Origin of the sequence: Halorubrum sp. Boch-26 (assembly GCF_029889805.1) — an archaeon.
GTDB lineage: Archaea > Halobacteriota > Halobacteria > Halobacteriales > Haloferacaceae > Halorubrum.
Window position 1 is genome coordinate 21,621 of sequence record NZ_JARANT010000007.1, and the last position, 16,576, is coordinate 38,196.

Below are 16,576 nucleotides of genomic sequence, written 5' to 3' on the forward strand. Positions count from 1 at the left end.
CGGCCATGACTCACGCGAACGACGTCGCCGTCGGCATCGTCGGGCTCGGCGGGATCGGCACCCACCACGCGACGAAGCTGACCGATCGCGGCGCGAACCTCGTCGGCGGCATGGACATCGACGCCGACGCGCGGGCCGCGTTCCACGAGAGGTTCGGCGTCCACGCCTACGAGAACGAGACGGAGCTCTACGAGGTGTGCGACGCCGTCCTGATCACGACGCCGAACCGCTTCCACGAGGAGTACGCCGTCTCGGCGCTGGAGGCCGGCCTCGACGTGCTCTTGGAGAAGCCGCTCGCGCACACCGTCGAGAGCGCGGAGCGCATCGCCGCGGCCGCCCGCGACGCCGAGGGATTCTGCATGGTCGGGTTCAACAACCGGTTCGCGGAGCCGGTCCAAGTGATCAAGGGGTACCAGGACGAAGGGCGGTTCGGCGAGACGACCCACGTCGAGGCGAACTACGTCCGGCGCCGGGGCGTCCCCGGCCGCGGCTCGTGGTTCACGTCGGGCGACGTCGCCGGCGGCGGCGCGCTCATCGACATCGGCGTCCACGCCATCGACTTGGCGCTGTACTTCCTCGGTCACCCGGAGGTCGTCGAGGTGTCGGGCGAGACGCGCACCGAGTTCGGCGACCGCGACGACTACGCGTTCGTCCACATGTGGGGCGACGACAACGGGGCCGACGGGTTCGACGTGGAGGACTCCGCGTCGGCGTTCATCCGCGACGCCGACGGCAACACCGTGTCGCTGGAGGTCGCGTGGGCGACGAACCGCCCGACGAACGACGAGTTCGTGATCCGAGGGACGGAGGCGGGCGCGACGTTCGACCGCGGCAGCGACGACCTCACGATCCACGAGGCGAGAGCGTTCGACGACGAGCAGCACCACTTCTCCGACACCGAGGTCGAGACGCGCGAGAGCGACAGCCACGCCGCCGAACAGGCCGCCTTCCTCGACGCGGTCGCGGCGGGCGAGGCGCCCTCGATCAACACGGTCGACGAGGCGCTCTCCGTCCAGCGCGTCATCGACGCGATCTACCGATCCTCGGAGCGCGGCGAGGCCGTTCGGCTGGACTGAGCGAATCGCCGGCCGGTTCGGCGCGTCGAGCGCTCGCGCTATCCGAACCTATTCGGTCCTGCGGTCCCTCCGCAGAGTCAACTCGTGACACGCGACGCCGGCCCGACCCCGCCCTCCGAACGCATCGTCAGCCTCGACGCGCTCAGAGGGTTCGCTCTGCTCGGAATCTTACTCATCAACGTCTGGGTGTTCGCGATGCCCGAGGCGTCGCTGTTGAACCCCACCGTCTACGCCGATTCCACCGTCTACGGCGACTTCACGGGCGCGAACTACTGGGCGTGGTTCGCCGGCCACGTGTTCGCGCAGTCGAAGCTCATCACGCTGTTCTCGGCGCTGTTCGGCGCCGGGGTCCTGCTGTTCGTCGAGAGCAAAGAGGAGAAGGGCCAGCCCGCGGTCAGGCTCCATTACCGGCGGACCGCGGTCCTCATCGCGATCGGCATGTTGCACGCGTACCTCCTGTGGTACGGCGACATCCTCGTCGCGTACGGGTTCACGGGGCTGTTCCTGATCACGCTCCGCGATCTGGAGGCCAAACAGCTCGCGGCGCTCGGCGGGCTCTTCCTGCTGTTCGTCCCCGTGACGGAGCTGTTCGCCGCGGTCAGCATCGGCGGCGACGCCATCGCGTCCCAGTGGGCGCCGAGCGAGGCCGCGCTTCGCCAGGAGGTGGCGACCTACCGGAGCGGCTGGATCGAACAGATGGACCACCGCGTCTCCGCCTCGTTCCAGCGACAGACGACCGGCTTCATCGGCTCCAGTTTCTGGCGCGTCGGCGGCGTGATGCTGCTCGGGATGGCGCTGTACCGCTGGGGCGCGTTGACCGGTGAGCGCTCGGCGCGGTTTTATAAGCGGCTCGTCACCGGCGGGGTCGTCGGCGTCGCAGTCGTCGTCGCCGGCGTCGCCTACATCGAGGCCAACGACTGGAGCGCGGGCGCGGCGCTGTACTGGCGCCAGTTCAACTACGTCGGAAGCCTCCTCGTCGCCGGCGGCTACCTCGGGCTCGTCATGCTGTACGCGAAGCGGCGCCCGGACGGCCCCGTGACGCGGACCTTCGCCGCGGTCGGGCGGACCGCCTTCACGAACTACCTGCTCCAGACCGTGCTCGCGACCACGATCTTCTACGGCCACGGCCTCGGCCTGTTCGGCTCCGTGAGCCGCGTCGAGCAGTACGGGATCGTCCTCGCGATCTGGGTCGTGCAGGTGACGCTGTCGGTGCTCTGGCTCAAGCGCTATCGGTTCGGTCCCGTCGAGTGGGTCTGGCGGACGCTGACGTACGGGGAGCGGCAGCCGATGCGAAATCCGGAGTAATCGGACTACGAACGTTCGCTCTTCGTCCATCGACCCGCGTTCCGTTCGTGTTCTGTTGCCGCCAGCGACGCGGTAACCACCTCCAAAGCCCCAGCCGCTCGCTTATAAGTAGTTGACTGCGGATCCTCGGAGACCACCTCCAAAGCCCCAGCCGCGAGGGCGGCGCACGCTCGCTGCGCTCCTCGGTCGCTCACTTCGTTCGCTCCCTGCGGTGCTTACATCGCCTGCGCCGCCCTCGCGGCTGCCCCTTTGAGTCCCGGCCCCACCGCACCGCAACCGCACCTCACACCTCCCCAGCCTCGTCGCTGGCACCCTCCGCTTCGCTTCGGGAGCCAGCGACTCCCTCGCGCGTGCTGCTCGGCCGCGAAGCGGCCTCGCAGGCACGCGCCACCGCACGCTCATGGACAACTAAGCCGTCAGTTACGACTCGTCGACTACTCGGTTCGACAGCGTCCCGACGCCCTCGTAGGTGATCTCGACTTCTTCGCCCGGCTCGACGAGCCCCGGGTTCGCCGGGCTCCCGAAGGCGACGCAGTCGCCGGGCTCGAACGTGAACCGCTCCGAGAGATAGGAAACGATCTCGTGGGGACCGAACAGCATCAGTTCGGTGTTCGCGTCCTGCCGCTGCTCCCCGCCGACCGTCGTCGAGATATCGAGGTTCGTCGGGTCGACGTCGGTCTCGATCCACGGGCCGAGGGGCGCGGAGCCGTCGAACGCCTTCCGCGCGGTCCGCCCCTGCTGGTCGAGCGCGTCGACGTCGTTCATCACCGTGTAGCCGCGGACGACCTCGGGAACGTCCTCGGGGTCGAGGTCCCGACAGCGCTCGTCGATGACGGCAACCAACTCGCCCGCGTACGTCAGCTCGTCGGTCCACTCGGGGTACGCGATCGACTCCCCGTGCGCGAGCAGGCTCGCCGGCGGCTTGATGAAGAAGTCGGGCTCCTCGGGGCGCTCGTACTCCATCTGGTCGAGCGTCTCGACGTAGTTCCGCCCGACGCAGTAGAGCGCGCTCGGGTCGCAGGGCGGGAGGAGCCGACCGTCGCGGCCGACCTCGTAGCGGCCGTCGGCGGCGACGATCGTCCCGTCCTCGTAGCGTCCGGAGACCGGTCCGTCGGGCGTGAGCAAGCGTGCGAGTCGCATGGCGGCACGTCCACGCGGGGCCGTCGAAAAGGCGTCGGTCGCGGTCGGGAGGCGTCTGGCGCGCTCGGTCGCGGTTAGTCGTCGTCCTCGTCCGCGGTCCCGATCACGACGCCCGACCGGATCTCCAGCGCGGTCTCGAACTCCTCGCGGCGCGTCTGACCCGAGCCCGCCCGCTCCACCGCCGTCTCGTGGGCGCGGGCGACGGCGTCGCGCTCGCGGTCAGTGAGTCCCAGCCGCTCCCCCACGCCCTCCCAGTGGTCGGGCTCCACGAGGAACGTCTCGCGGTCAGGCTCGGTCGCGATGCGCTCGTACCGTCGCCTGTACTCATCGATCCGCGGGCTCAGGTCCGCCTGCACGCGGGCGAGGAGGGAGGGGAGCCGCTCGGCGGGAACGCTGGCGAGCGCCGCCGTCTTCACCAGCGCGCTCCCGTCGATCGGGTAGTCGTCGGTCGACGAGGCCGATCCCGCTCCCGATGGATCCTCGTCGTCGGCCATCAGCCCCCGGCCCGCATCGCTTTCTGCCGGTACTTCGGGAGGAGCTCCGCGAGCGCTTCCGGGTCACCGTCGAACTCGGCGGTCACCTCGGTGAGCTTGATCGCGGCCGTGACTGTCACCTTCTCGGCGCTGAGCGCGACCCGCCACCCGTCGCCGTCCACGCGGGTCGCCTCCGCCGGATCGTCGGTGCCGACGAGCTCTCCCCCAAGGTTGACGAGGTAGTGGGCCGCGAGTCGCCGCGATATCCCGCGGTACGCGACCGTCTCGCGCTCCCAGCCGTCCTCGGCGGGCGGGAGGCCGTCGCCGGCTTCGCCGTGGGCGGTTCCGTCGCCGACGGTCGTCGAGTCGCCGTCGGTGGTCATGCGCCGCCCGCCACCGGCGGGAACACCGAGAGCCGATCGCCGTCCTCCAGCGCCGTCTCCAGGCCGTCGAGGTGGAGCACCTCGCGACCGTTCTTCAGCACGTTTATCTGCGGAGCGAGGCCGCCGTCGACGATCAGGCGACCGGCCATCCCGTCGTACTCGTCCTCGAGCTCCCGCAACACGTCGCCGACGCTCGATCCGTCGGCGAACTCCGCCTCGACGATCTTCCCGCCGGCGGCCTCGCGAAACGTCGCGAAGAACCGAAGTTCCAGTTCCATACCCGTCTATCGGGCCCCCGCGGCTTAAAAACGGGCGGCCGCGGGGATCCCCGAGGGCCAGACCGGCGGATCGCCGAGAGAAATGCGCGAGGACGCCTACAGGTCCGAGAGCCGGATCCCGTCCTCGACGAGCCGAAAGTTCCGCTCCCGCCCCAGTTCGTCGGCGAGCCACTCGTGTTCGTACAGCTGTCCGATCAGCTCCACGTAGAGGTTACGCCACGCGATCGCGTAGATCGGGGACTGCCCCCACGCGCGCAGTTCGGGGACGAACTCGTGATAGGTGCTCGCTTGCCCCTCCATGCGCTCGACCGCGTCGGCGACGACCTCGGCCGCCTCGGCCGGTTCGGCGTCCGCTATCTCCTCGTTGATCCGCGACTGGATCCCGGCGATGGCGCGACGCATGTCCTGCGCCGCGGTACCGTCCTCCTCGGGCAACGACTCGACGACCCCTCGCGGCACGCCGAGTTCTATTTCAGGCATGTCGAAGACTCCGGCGGCGACGCTCAAAAAACCCGCTCACCCGGCGATCCGCTCGGCGTCTCGGACTCGTCGGTACCATCCCGTCGGCGACCCACCGCCCCGTCGGCGACCCACCGCCCTCCTCGCTCACGGCGTCGGCGCGGCCTTCTGGAGGGCCGTCTCCGCGATGTTGCCGCCGTAGTCGGCCGACCGGAGCACGGAGTCGACGACGAGGCCGAGCAGCTGGGCGCGGGCCGGGTCCAGGTCGCGGAGGAGCTCGTCGATCGCCCGCACCCGCTCGTCTATCGCCCTGACGCCGGTCCGGGCGTCGTTCGCCAGCCGCGTCGCCTCCTCGCTCTCGTCGGCGAACAACGCGTCCATCGCGGTGTCGATCACTTCCACGGCGTCGGCGTGGAGATCGCTGACGGCCTCGACGACCTCGTCGGGCAGCGGCTCCTCGATGCTGAGCGTCAGGTGACCGATCTTCGTGGCGTGGTCGCCGATCCGCTCCAACTGACGGGCGCTGGAGTGGTAGTCGAAACACTCCTCGCGCGGGAGCCCGACCTCCTCGGCCGCCTTCGGCGTGCGCATCGTCGCCCGGAAGATCCGGGAGACGACGAGCCACAGGCGGTCGAGGTCGTCGTCGCGGCCGATCACGTCGTGTGCGAGGTCGTGGTCGAGATCGGAGAGCGCGGCGAGCGCGTCCTCCAGCATCGACAGCGAGATCAGCCGCATTCGGGTGACGGCGTTATGGATCGACAGCTCGGACGAGTCGAGCAGATCCTGAATGACGACCCGGTCGCGCGTCTCCTCTAACACCTCTAACCCGACGAGGCTCTGGACCGCCTCGCGGATCTTGGAGCGCTGTTCCGTGGTGATCTCGGCGCCCTCCAGCTCGATCACGTCGAACCCGCTGACGTACATCGTCGTCACCGCGCGCGTGAGCGCCTGTCCCGAGAGGTCGGTGACGTCAAGCGTCCCGCGGGTGCGCTCCTCCTCCGACCGCGGCGTGAGAAACAGCGAGTCGCCGTCCGGGAAGAACTCGATCTTGGTGCCGGCCTCCACGTCGTTGTCGGTCGCCCACGTCTTCGGGATCGAGACCGTGTACGTCGAGCCGCCGGTGACCTGCACCTTCCTCGTTTCCATGTCTCGGTATCGCACACGATCTCCCTTAAATCTATCCGAAATATATACTCCTCAGTTGTCGTACGAAGGTGGCTCCATTCTGGTAATTAGCCCGCTTTACACCGGTACTAGGTTATCATAAAAGTAGCGGTCGTGCGATTTCACCTGTTTTATATAGTTCTATATAGATATATGTCGGGTGTTTCGTCCGACGAAGTTCGGGGGCGAATCTCACGCTTGGGGCTCCCGGGCGCGGTTCGGGGGAGCCAGTCGCGAGCGTCGGGCAGACGGTATCCCACGAGCAACGGATCACGGAGGAGGCGACCGACGCGTTCGGCGGGTTTCTAATCCGGTCGATCCCGGTAACCGAGCCCCTGTCGCGCCGTCCCACGGTGGTAGAAGTTGAGAAGAGTTAAATCGCATGGGGCGCAATCCTCATTCGCGCTCGGTTGGTGTAGTCCGGCCAATCATGTTGGCCTTTCGACGGATGCGGCGCGACGGCGCGCCGGTTCGGAAGTCAGCCGACGACCAGGGTTCAAATCCCTGACCGAGCATTTCTCACGGACCCGCGTCGCCAGCGACGGGGTCGTTCGGCCACCGCCGTTCCGAAGGGGAAGAATCACCACGCTCGCCGACGAGTCTCCGATATGAGCGACGACCCCGAAGGCGACGGCCCGCGCTTCGAGACCCGCGCGATCCACGCGGGACAGGAGCCCGATCCCGAGACCGGCGCGCTGATGACGCCGATCCACGCGAACTCCACCTACGAACAGGACGCGCCGGGCGACCACCGCGGCTACGAGTACAGCCGGACCGGGAACCCGACACGGACCGATTTGGAGGCGAACCTCGCGTCGCTGGAGTCGGGGAGTCACGCGCGCTGCTTCTCCTCGGGGATGGGCGCGATTAACACCGTCCTGAACCTGCTGTCGGCGGGCGACCACGTCGTCGCCGGCGACGACGTGTACGGCGGCACCCACCGCATCCTCACGCAGGTGTACGACGAGTACGACGTCGACACCAGCTTCGTCGACACCACCGACCACGACGCGGTCCGGGACGCGATACGCGATGAGACGGAGCTCGTGTGGGTCGAGACGCCGACGAACCCACTCATGAACGTCAACGACATCGGCGCGCTCGCCGGCATCGCCCACGCGAACGACGCGCTCTGCGCTGTCGACAACACGTTCGCGACGCCGTACCTCCAGCGCCCGCTCGAACACGGGGCGGACATCGTCTGCCAGTCGCTGACGAAGTATCTCGGCGGCCACTCCGACACGATCGGCGGGGCGCTAATCGTCGACGACGACGACCTCGACGAGCGGATCGGCTTCTACCAGAACTCGGTGGGCGCGACGCCCGGCCCGTTCGATTCCTTCCTCGTGCTCCGCGGGACCAAGACGCTCCCGGTGCGGATGGACCGGCACTGCGAGAACGCGATGGCGCTCGCGGAGTGGCTGGAGGATCACGACGACGTGAGTCGCGTGTACTACCCCGGACTGGAGAGCCACCCGGACCACGGGCTCGCGGCCGAGCAGATGGACGCGTTCGGCGGCATGCTCTCCTTCGAGTTCGACGGGAGCCTCGATCGGGCGTCGACCGTCGTGAGCGAGACCGAGGTGTTCACCCTCGCGGAGTCGCTCGGCGGCGTCGAGAGCCTCATCGAGCAGCCGGCCGCGATGACCCACGCCGCGATCCCGCGCGAGGAGCGCCTCGCGGCCGGGCTCACCGACGGGCTCATCCGGGTCTCCGTCGGCTTGGAACATATCGAGGACATGCGGGCCGACCTGCAGGCCGCGTTCGACGCGGCGCCGGAGTAGTCGAGCGCGAGTCGTCGGGCTCCGCCCCGTCCCGAAGGCGGCACCCTTCGCCGCACGGGGACCCTTTATATCGGTCGCGCCGAGTCACCCGCCATGAGCGATCCAGACGTACTCGTGTTGCGACAGACGATCCACGGATCGGACGCCACGGATCTGGTCGCGTCGCTCCGCGAGCGACTCCCGGACCGCAACATCGCGTTGGCGCGAACGCCCGCGGAGGAGCGCGAGCTGATCGCGACCGCCCGCGTCGCGGTCGGGCTCCACATAGACGAGGAACTGCTGTCCGCCGCCGGGGATCTGGAGCTGTTCGCCTGCGTGTTCGCGGGGACCGGCCACCTGCCGCGCGACGCCCTCGCTGACCGCGGCGTCGCCGTGACGAACGCCTCGGGGGTCCACAAGCCGAACATCGCCGAGTACGTCGTCGGGTCGATGATCACGCACGCTCGGGGGTGGCCGCGCGCGCAGCGTCAGAAGGCGAAGCGCGAGTGGCGCACCTACGAGACGACCGAGGTGTACGGCTCGACGGTCGCCGTCGTCGGACTCGGGGCTATCGGACAGGCGATTCTCGACCGGCTGGAGTCGTTCGACGTCGAGACGATCGGGGTCCGGTACTCACCCGAAAAGGGGGGGCCGGCCGACGAAGTCCACGGCTTCGACGCGTTCCACGAGGCGATCGCCGACGCGGAGTACGTGGTGCTCGCGTGCCCTCTCACCGAGACGACGCGGGGGCTCGTCGACGCCGAGGCGCTCAAGACGATGCGCTCCGACGCCGTCCTGATAAACATCGCGCGCGGACCGATCGTCGACACCGACGCGCTCGTCTCCTCGCTCCGGAACAGCCGGATCCGTGGGGCCGCGCTCGACGTGACCGACCCCGAGCCGCTCCCCGAGGACCACCCCCTGTGGGGCCTGGGGAACGTCACCATCACCCCGCACAACGCGGGCCACACGCCGCACTACTACGACCGGGTCGCCGACATCCTCGCCGGCAACCTCGACCGGCTCGACGACGGCGCGGAGCTGGAGAACCGCGTGATCTGAGTGGCCGTTGCTCCCTTATAAATAGACGGCGACCGCGTCGCGTCTCACTCGTCGACGGTGACGCCTTCGATCTCGACCGTGTCGCGGGGCTCGTCGCGGCGGTCGGTCGGAATAGCACCGATCTCCTCGACGACGTCCATCCCGTCGATGACCTGGCCGAAGACGGCGTGCTTGCCGTCGAGGTGCGGCGTCGCGTCCAGCGTGACGAAGAACTGCGAGCCGTTGGTGTCCGGGCCGGAGTTCGCCATCGAGAGGATCCCGGGGCCGTCGTGAGTCAGGTCGTCGTGGAACTCGTCGTCGAACTGGTATCCGGGGCCGCCGCGACCGTTCTCCATCGGGTCGCCGCCCTGGATCATGAAGTCCTCGATGACGCGGTGGAAGACGTTCCCGTCGTACAGCGAGTCGCCGCGGACCTCGCCGGTCTCAGGGTCCTCCCACGTGTTCGTGTCGCGCGCGGGGTCGGCGTCCGCGGCGGGGTCGTGACGCGCCAGCCCGAGGAAGTTCTCGACCGTCTTCGGGGCGCGGTCGGCGAACAGCTCGACGACGACGTCGCCGTGGTTCGTCTGGAGTGTCACCTGCGGATTGTCGGGATTGGAAACCTCGCGTGCCATGTCTTTGAGAACGGACGCGCACCGGAAAACCCTACCCATCCGCGTCGTCGCGCGCGCCGTCGGACCGACGACCGCGAACATCGCGTTTTTAAGCGGACATCACCGACGCGTCGACATGAGTTCGACCTCCGTCCTGACCGCCGCCGCGCTTCTCGTCGGGGTGACGGTCGGCGCGCTGTTCGCGTTCCTCCGCGTCCCGATTCCCGCCCCGCCGGAGTTGCCGGGCGTGATGGCGATCGTCGGGATCTATCTCGGCTTCAAATTCGTCGGCTACGTCGGTGTGGGCTTCGACCTGCTCGACGCGCTGGGGCTCTGACGGTTCACCCCGACCAGACCACTCCGTCCCGCCCCGACAACTCCGTCCCGATACGGTCCCGCCCGATTCACCTGCTCCGCCCCGACTACTCCGTCCCGACACCGTCCCGCACGCTCCGCCTGCTCCGTCCCGCACGCTCCGCCTGCTCCGTCTCGTTCACGCGTCAACCACCCGTCTCGGCCGAACGGCCGGTATCGTTTTGCACCCGGCCCGAGCAGTGTTACGTATGTACGACGACATCCTCTTGCCGGTCGCCCCGGGCGGCGAGGCGAACGACGCGGTCCCGCACGCGGCCAGCCTCGCCGATCGCTACAGCGCCACCGTTCACGTCGTCTCCGCGGTCGACACGCTGGCGGAGACGCTCCGCGGGCCGCAGGCCGGCGCGTTCGCCAAGCGTATCGAGGCCGCCGCACACGAGCGCGTCGAGGCGGTGACGGCGGAGCTAGAGGCCGCCGGCGTCGACGTCGTCGGCGACATCCGGCAAGGCGAGCCCATCGACGTCATCGAGAACGCCATCGCCGACACCGGCGCCGACATCGTCGTGATGCCGAGCCACACCCGTAGCGGCATCCGTCGGGTCCTCCTCGGGAGCGTCACCGAGAAGATAGTGCGGATCTCTCCCGTCCCCGTGGTCACCGTGCCGATGACGGACCGAGAGGAGAGCGGCGCGGCGTCGGAAGGTGAAGGCGGGATGACGGGAGTCGATGAGCGCGACGAGTCGGCTGAAAACGGGGCGTGACCGGCGCCGCGACGACCCGTGCGTTTCGGATCGCGTACGACGGCCGGGAGTTCGCCGGCTTCCAGCGCCAGCCGCACGCGACGACCGTCGAGGGGACCCTCCTCCGGGCGCTCGCCGAACACGGGATTCTCGACCGCGGTGACGGGCCGACGCACGCGACGCCGCCGGGATACGCCGCGGCGGGCCGAACCGACGCCGGGGTCTCCGCCCTCGCCCAGACGGTCGCGTTCGAGGCGCCGACGTGGCTCACGCCGCGGGCGTTCAACGGGCACCTCCCCGGATCGGTGCGGGTCTGGGCGGCCGCCGACGTTCGCGAGGGGTTCCACGCGACCCACGACGCGGTTCGGCGGACGTACCGGTATCACCTCTACGCGCCCGAGGCGGGAGCTTCCGCGACGGACCCGACCCATACCGTGGACGATGACCGCGTCCGCGACGCCCTCGATCGGCTCTCGGGACGCCACGACTTCCACAACCTGACGAGCGACGATGCGGGAACCGTTCGCGACCTGACCGCGGCGGCGACGCGAGACGGCGACCTGCTCGTGATCGAGGTCGCCGCCGACGGGTTCGCGCGCTCGCTCGTCCGGCGTCTCGTTGCCGCGGTCCGGGCAGTCGGCCGGGGACACACCGAGCCGTCGCGGATCGACCGGCTGCTCGGCGCGGAGCCCGTGCCGGGCGAGATCGGCGTCGGCCCCGCGCCGCCCGAGCCGCTGGTGCTGTGGGACGTCGCGTACGACGGGGTCTCCTTCGACGTCGATCGGGAGGCCGCTGAGAGCGCCCGCGTCGCCTTCGACGAGCGCTACCGGATGGCGCGCCACGTCGCCGCCGCGACGGGCGCGATCCGGGACCGGATCGCGGGAGACACGGAAGAGTCGGGAGAGCCGGGGGATCGACGCGACGGCGACGCCGCTTAATCGGCCGCGCTTGCGTTGGCCGCGTCGGCCGTGTCGGCCGCGTCGGCGGCGGGCGTCTCCATCCCGTCGACCCGCAACAGGAGGGTGTTGCCGTCGACCTCCGTGGCGTCGACGGTCCCCGAAAGCCGAAGCCCGGTTGCCGGCGTCGGACCCACGGTGACGTGGTCGCCGGCTTCGATGGGTTCGATCGAGCCGCGGATCACGAGCTCCGCGCGACAGAGCTCGGGGTTAGCGACGCTCGAGAGGTCGATCTCCTCGACGTTCACCCCCTCTACCGAGTCGCCGTCGACCGAGACCGGCGTGGTCTCGGCGCCGTCCATCCGCTCCACGCCGAGGGTCTCGTAGGCGCCGTCGGTGGGGACGTATCCGCCGGAGGGACCCGGGACCCCCTCGACCAACCGGAGGTCGCGGAGGCTCTGCATCCGGTTCCGAACCGTGCCGGGGTTCCGGTCGATCGCCTCGGCGATCTTCCTCCCGGACACCGGTCGGTCGGCGTTCTCCGCGAGGTTTACGAGCGCGGTAAGCACGCGTTTCTGGCTTGACGTAAGCTGTATCGTGGACATACGCCAACGGAGAATTTTGATATGAATAAACGTTTGCTTCTACACACCTTATATTCTATATATGGTTGTTTATAGCCGATAAATAAACGAACACAGTCTATTCCCCACAGAATAGCCACGAAACAATATTTAATATATTTACTCGCGCCATAATAAAACGAACATGCGCTCTTGTTCCATTATGATTGGTTTATGGACAACGATACACCCGATATACGGTAGTCTGCTGTGAAATACGCATAATACCTTATACAGCAGGCACCGTGAGTATTTATTCGTCCGTTCGGAAGCGGCGGGTGAACATGAATCGTCGAACCGGGGGGCGACCGCGGCCGCGTCGCCGCCGAATCACGGTACGGGGTCGCAGCTCCCAGGCGGAATCGCGAAGCAACGGCCCGAGCGACCGGAGGGCCGACCGATGAGCGAGCGCGGATCCCCCGCCTTCGAGGGCGACTCGCTGGACGATCGCGCCGCGAGCGCGGTCCGGTCGGTGACCGGCGACGAGACGGACCCGACCGACGAAACGGCCGCGGACGGGGCGGTTTTCGGGGAACCGTCCGGATCGCACGACCTGAACCTGCGCGACCCCGCCGAGGAGCGCGAGCGCGTCCGGTCGTTCGTCGAGTCGTCGGTCGCGGCCGCCAACGCGGACGGGGTCGTGGTCAACATGAGCGGCGGGCTCGACTCCACGGTGACGGCGGCGCTCGCCGTCGAGGCGCTCGGGGCGGACCGCGTCTACGGCCTGATACTCCCGTGTAACAAGGTCGGCGCGCACCACGCACGCGACGCGGAGGCGCTCGCGGACGCGCTCGGGATCGAGCACGACACGGTCCACCTCCACTCGCTGTTCGCGCAGTTCGGCGCGGTCGCGCCCGACCGCTTCGACCTCCACGACGAGCCGGTGCTGTCCGGCAACGCGGTCGCGCGGTTCCGGATGACGCTCGCGTACCTCGCCGCCAACGCGACGGACCGCGTCGTCTGCGGGACGGCCAACCGGAGCGAGCTGCTGCTCGGCTACTTCACGAAACACGGCGACGGCGGCGCCGACATGCATCCGATCGGCCACCTGTACAAGACCGAGGTCCGCGCGCTCGCGACCGAGCTCGACGTCCCCGAGTTCGTCGTCGAGAAGCCGCCGACCGCGGGGTTCCTCCCGGGACAGCGCGACGCCGACGACCTCGGCGCCCCCTACGAGGTCATCGACCGCGTGCTCTGGCTCGGCGTCGACCGCGGGCTCGACGCCGCGACGATCGCGGAGCAGTTGTCGGAAGGCGACGACGTTGAGGTCGACATCGACGAAGAGGTCGTCGCCGACCTGCTCGCGCGACACCGGGCCACGGCCCACAAGCGCATGACGCCGGACGTGCCGACCGGACGCGGGGGGTAGTCACTCCCTCCGTCCCGTCCGGACCAGCCGCCTACTCCCAGTCGGCGGGCCAGAGGTCGGCCGCGCGCATTCCCGTCTCGAAGTCGGCGTCGCGGAACTCGGCGATGAGCGTATCGCGATCGAGCCGGGGCACGTCCCGCTCGGGCGCGGCGAACTCGCAGACGAGCAGCGCCGTCAGAATTGCGTGCTCTCGGATATTACGGTCGTCGACTTTGTCTCGCGTGTCGGCGTGCGTGTGGCCCCACCCCCGGCCGCGGTCGCCGGAGTCGCTGTGGAGCTGAAGCGCCGGCACCCCGCGCCGGACGAACGGCCACTGGTCGGAGAACGGGTGCGGCTCCGCGTCCACGGCGATCGGCTGGCGGGTCGCCGTCGACACCGACTTCGCGATCGACGCGGCGGCGTCGGAGGCGTGCGCGAGCGCGACGAGGTCCCGGTGGCGCCCCGCGCCGTCGACGTTGATCACCCCCCGTACCCGGTCGAGGTCGAGCGTCTCCGCCAAGTGTTCCGCCCCGAGCAGCCCGACCTCCTCGGCGCCGACCGCGACGACGTCGACGCCGATCGGGAGGGCGGCCTCGGTCAGGATCCCCGCCGCGGTCGCGACGGTCGCGATTCCGCAGCCGTTGTCGAGCGCCCCCTCCGCGATGTCGTGGCCGTCGTAGTGGGCGAGCAGCAGGAGGCGGTCGTCCGTGTCGGGCCCCACGCGGCCGACGACGTTCCGGCTCTCGCCCCGGGCGGTCGTCGCCTCGACCGTGAGCTCGGCCTCGGCGGCCCCCGGCGCGTCGGCATCGTCGACGCTTCGTCCCTCACCGATCGCGTACTCACGGAGCCACGCCCCGGTCTCCTTGGAGACGCCGACGGCGACCGCGTCGGCCTCCCCGCCGAACGTCAGCGAGCCGGTCGGCGGGAGCTGCCCGTCGAGGTGGTTGACGAAGACGAAGCCGACCGCGCCGGCGTCGATCGCGTACCCGAACTTCTCCATGCGGTGGACGAACCGCCCGCCCGACGGGGTCGTGGTCGAGGCGACGGCGATCCGCCCTTCGACGTCGCGGTCGTCGATCTCAGCGGGGGTTCCGTATCCCACGTCGACGAGCGCGCCCGAGACCGCGCCTCCGGGCGAGTACGGGAGCGCGATAGACTCGAACTCCCGGGTCGCCGATTCTCCCACCCGATCCGGGACGTGGACCCGAAGCTCCGCGCGCTCGCGTTCCCACGCGTCCAGCTCGAAGGGATCGGTGTCGACGTCGGCGAGGCCGGCGCGCTCGAACGCCTCGGCGACGATCCCCGCCGCCCGGCGCTCACCGTCGCCCCCGGCCATGCGGCTGCCGATCGCGGTGAGATCGGTGAGGAAGCGCCACGGCTCGTCGTCGGTCCACGCTCGGGCGAGCGCCGGCGCGAGCGCGGCGCGTCGCTCGCGGACGCGCTCGACGGCCTCGGACGTGGCGGACGCGTCGGCTTCGGTCGGCTGTGAGTGCATAGAGCACTGACTGCCTCGGAAGCGTGTTAAACGTGTGGCTCCCGGCACCGGAAACGCTACGTTGAAGTGGGCCGGTCGGGCACTTCCGTTTGAGCACCGTTGGTCCAGTGGTAGGACATTAGCTTCCCAACCTAATAGCCCGTCGGTTCAATCGGGTACTGGTGCGTTGGGAGCTAAGACGCGCGGTATATCCACTTTCCTCCGAATTTGGTAGTGAAAATAGGTCAGTAATGTACTGGTCTAACACTAATCCGGCAATCCCCACGCAGTACTGCGGTTTGCCAACCCCTCAGGGCTACTACATGAATCAGCCATGTTCGACACGATTGACGACGACGATGTAGAATTGCCTGTCTCACCAGTTGCAGAGTCAACCGTAGAAGACCTCGAAGAATACCCTCCACTACACCGAGAGAACTACAAGGGGTTCAAAACCGACCTCCTCAAGTGGTTACTCCGGACTGGCAAAGCTCCAGATAAGGGAGATGGATATGCGATAGAGACGGTTCGGCAGACACACTATCGCATTGAGCACGCATACCGCTGGAAATGGGAGAAAGATGGAATCACGACAGATTTCACTCCTGATGATGCCGACGACCTGATCAAACTACTCAACGCACGAACGACAAAGCCCGAGTCAGAGGTAGCAAAGTACCAAAAGGCGATCAAGCGACTGTTTAAATACTTCAATCGTGCTAAGGGTCGCGATTACGAGTGGGACCCTGGATACCTGAACAGCAAGGGTGGCTCATCAATGAGCCATAGTTACTTCAAAAAGTACGAACTCGGTCGATTGTATGAAGCGGCGCTGGAAATATCTGATTTTCGCAGTTATAACAACAAATCACTGACCCCGATTGAGCGGGAACGGTTGTCTCATCACCTTGCAGATCGGAACGGGGTGAAAGTTGACGAGATTGGTCCGGAGGATTTCAAAGAAGCCGGTTCTTGGAAGTACCCGTCAATTATCGCAGTCTGCTGTGACACGGGACTCCGACCCATTGAGGTCAAGCGGTCGAACACAGAGTGGATCAACCTCCGCGATCAAGAACTCGTGATCCCCTCCAAGGAATCGAGTAAGGGAGATTCAATGTGGGAAGTCGTGCTGTCAAGTGAGGCAACACGCGCCCTGAGTAACTGGATGGACGAGCGTGATGCCCTGAAAAAATACGACGATAGCGATGCGATCTGGCTCACAAAATACGGGAACCCCTACAGTTCTGGTTCTCTGAACAATTTGCTAAACAAACTCATTGAGCGGGCAAATATTGAACCTCGGAATCGCGATCTCACTTGGTATTCGATCCGTCGAGGTGTTGCTACTCTTTGCGCCAACGAAGAGGGTATTCACAATGCGAAGGAACAGCTACGTCACAAGCAAATTGAGACAACTGAGCGGTATATCCACTCTGGTTCAGAAGAACGAGAGAAATTGGCTGACTCAAAGTGGTAGGGTAGAAATA

18 protein-coding genes and 1 tRNA gene are annotated in these 16,576 nt (G+C 67.6%); 10 read left to right on the plus strand and 9 right to left on the minus strand.

All coding sequences use genetic code 11. The features are described from left to right. Positions 1 to 5 precede the first annotated feature (5 nt). Positions 6 to 1,076 carry a Gfo/Idh/MocA family oxidoreductase gene (locus tag OQF71_RS01955; protein ID WP_280585463.1) on the plus strand — a complete coding sequence of 357 codons (1,071 nt, stop codon included), beginning with the start codon at positions 6 to 8 and terminating at the stop codon, positions 1,074 to 1,076. An 84-nt stretch (positions 1,077 to 1,160) separates the two neighbouring features. After that, complete coding sequence (locus OQF71_RS01960) at positions 1,161 to 2,381, plus strand: DUF418 domain-containing protein (RefSeq protein WP_280585464.1); 1,221 nt, start codon at positions 1,161 to 1,163, stop codon at positions 2,379 to 2,381. A 420-nt stretch (positions 2,382 to 2,801) separates the two neighbouring features. Here the strand turns inward: OQF71_RS01960 and OQF71_RS01965 are convergent, their stop codons facing one another. The 6 genes from OQF71_RS01965 to OQF71_RS01990 all read right to left on the minus strand — a co-directional run bounded on the left by OQF71_RS01965 (position 2,802) and on the right by OQF71_RS01990 (position 6,260). Beyond that, complete coding sequence (locus tag OQF71_RS01965) at positions 2,802 to 3,521, minus strand: fumarylacetoacetate hydrolase family protein (RefSeq protein WP_280585465.1); 720 nt, start codon at positions 3,519 to 3,521, stop codon at positions 2,802 to 2,804. A 74-nt stretch (positions 3,522 to 3,595) separates the two neighbouring features. Beyond that, positions 3,596 to 4,015, minus strand: coding sequence for a hypothetical protein (locus tag OQF71_RS01970; RefSeq protein ID WP_280585466.1), 420 nt, complete (start codon positions 4,013 to 4,015; stop codon positions 3,596 to 3,598). Then, positions 4,015 to 4,377, minus strand: coding sequence for a hypothetical protein (locus tag OQF71_RS01975; protein ID WP_280585467.1), 363 nt, complete (start codon positions 4,375 to 4,377; stop codon positions 4,015 to 4,017). The genes OQF71_RS01970 and OQF71_RS01975 overlap by 1 nt, the downstream gene beginning before the upstream one ends. Next, positions 4,374 to 4,655 (minus strand): ubiquitin-like small modifier protein 1, encoded by a 282-nt coding sequence (locus OQF71_RS01980; RefSeq protein WP_280585468.1) that lies wholly within the window; start codon positions 4,653 to 4,655, stop codon positions 4,374 to 4,376. The genes OQF71_RS01975 and OQF71_RS01980 overlap by 4 nt, the downstream gene beginning before the upstream one ends. A gap of 96 nt (positions 4,656 to 4,751) precedes the next feature. Beyond that, on the minus strand, positions 4,752 to 5,135 hold the full coding sequence (locus OQF71_RS01985) for a hypothetical protein (RefSeq protein ID WP_280585469.1): 384 nt from the start codon (positions 5,133 to 5,135) through the stop codon (positions 4,752 to 4,754). Between the two features lie 126 nt (positions 5,136 to 5,261). After that, positions 5,262 to 6,260 (minus strand): phosphate uptake regulator PhoU, encoded by a 999-nt coding sequence (locus OQF71_RS01990; RefSeq protein WP_280585470.1) that lies wholly within the window; start codon positions 6,258 to 6,260, stop codon positions 5,262 to 5,264. A gap of 422 nt (positions 6,261 to 6,682) precedes the next feature. On the opposite strand from OQF71_RS01990, the gene OQF71_RS01995 reads away from it, so the two are divergent. The 3 genes from OQF71_RS01995 (at position 6,683) to OQF71_RS02005 (ending at position 9,103) form a co-directional block, all read left to right on the plus strand. After that, positions 6,683 to 6,793: transfer RNA gene (locus OQF71_RS01995), tRNA-Glu, on the plus strand. Positions 6,794 to 6,886: 93 nt separating this feature from the next. Then, positions 6,887 to 8,062 (plus strand): cystathionine gamma-synthase, encoded by a 1,176-nt coding sequence (locus tag OQF71_RS02000; protein ID WP_280585471.1) that lies wholly within the window; start codon positions 6,887 to 6,889, stop codon positions 8,060 to 8,062. A gap of 93 nt (positions 8,063 to 8,155) precedes the next feature. After that, complete coding sequence (locus OQF71_RS02005) at positions 8,156 to 9,103, plus strand: D-2-hydroxyacid dehydrogenase (RefSeq protein ID WP_280585472.1); 948 nt, start codon at positions 8,156 to 8,158, stop codon at positions 9,101 to 9,103. A 44-nt stretch (positions 9,104 to 9,147) separates the two neighbouring features. Here OQF71_RS02005 and OQF71_RS02010 read toward each other — a convergent pair whose 3' ends face one another. Further along, positions 9,148 to 9,714, minus strand: coding sequence for a peptidylprolyl isomerase (locus OQF71_RS02010; RefSeq protein WP_280585473.1), 567 nt, complete (start codon positions 9,712 to 9,714; stop codon positions 9,148 to 9,150). Between the two features lie 115 nt (positions 9,715 to 9,829). On the opposite strand from OQF71_RS02010, the gene OQF71_RS02015 reads away from it, so the two are divergent. From OQF71_RS02015 to truA, 3 genes are all read left to right on the plus strand, one after another. After that, positions 9,830 to 10,030, plus strand: coding sequence for a DUF1427 family protein (locus tag OQF71_RS02015; RefSeq protein ID WP_280585474.1), 201 nt, complete (start codon positions 9,830 to 9,832; stop codon positions 10,028 to 10,030). Positions 10,031 to 10,256: 226 nt separating this feature from the next. Then, on the plus strand, positions 10,257 to 10,769 hold the full coding sequence (locus tag OQF71_RS02020) for a universal stress protein (protein WP_280585475.1): 513 nt from the start codon (positions 10,257 to 10,259) through the stop codon (positions 10,767 to 10,769). Continuing rightward, complete coding sequence (truA, locus tag OQF71_RS02025; RefSeq protein ID WP_280585476.1) at positions 10,766 to 11,686, plus strand: tRNA pseudouridine(38-40) synthase TruA; 921 nt, start codon at positions 10,766 to 10,768, stop codon at positions 11,684 to 11,686. Before OQF71_RS02020 ends, truA begins: the two co-directional genes overlap by 4 nt. On the opposite strand, the gene OQF71_RS02030 is transcribed toward truA, so the two are convergent. After that, positions 11,683 to 12,249, minus strand: a complete 567-nt coding sequence (locus OQF71_RS02030) for an Rrf2 family transcriptional regulator (protein WP_280585477.1) — start codon at positions 12,247 to 12,249, stop codon at positions 11,683 to 11,685. The two genes, truA and OQF71_RS02030, sit on opposite strands and share 4 nt — an antisense overlap. A gap of 418 nt (positions 12,250 to 12,667) precedes the next feature. Between OQF71_RS02030 and OQF71_RS02035 the strand changes: the two genes are divergently transcribed. Further along, positions 12,668 to 13,636: an NAD+ synthase gene (locus tag OQF71_RS02035; protein WP_280585478.1), complete on the plus strand. Its 969-nt coding sequence runs from the start codon at positions 12,668 to 12,670 to the stop codon at positions 13,634 to 13,636. Between the two features lie 31 nt (positions 13,637 to 13,667). Here the strand turns inward: OQF71_RS02035 and OQF71_RS02040 are convergent, their stop codons facing one another. Continuing rightward, positions 13,668 to 15,110: a M28 family metallopeptidase gene (locus tag OQF71_RS02040; RefSeq protein WP_280585479.1), complete on the minus strand. Its 1,443-nt coding sequence runs from the start codon at positions 15,108 to 15,110 to the stop codon at positions 13,668 to 13,670. Between the two features lie 313 nt (positions 15,111 to 15,423). Here OQF71_RS02040 and OQF71_RS02045 point away from each other — a divergent pair, with 313 nt between their 5' ends. Next, positions 15,424 to 16,566 carry a site-specific integrase gene (locus tag OQF71_RS02045; RefSeq protein ID WP_280585480.1) on the plus strand — a complete coding sequence of 381 codons (1,143 nt, stop codon included), beginning with the start codon at positions 15,424 to 15,426 and terminating at the stop codon, positions 16,564 to 16,566. Positions 16,567 to 16,576: the final 10 nt, after the last annotated feature.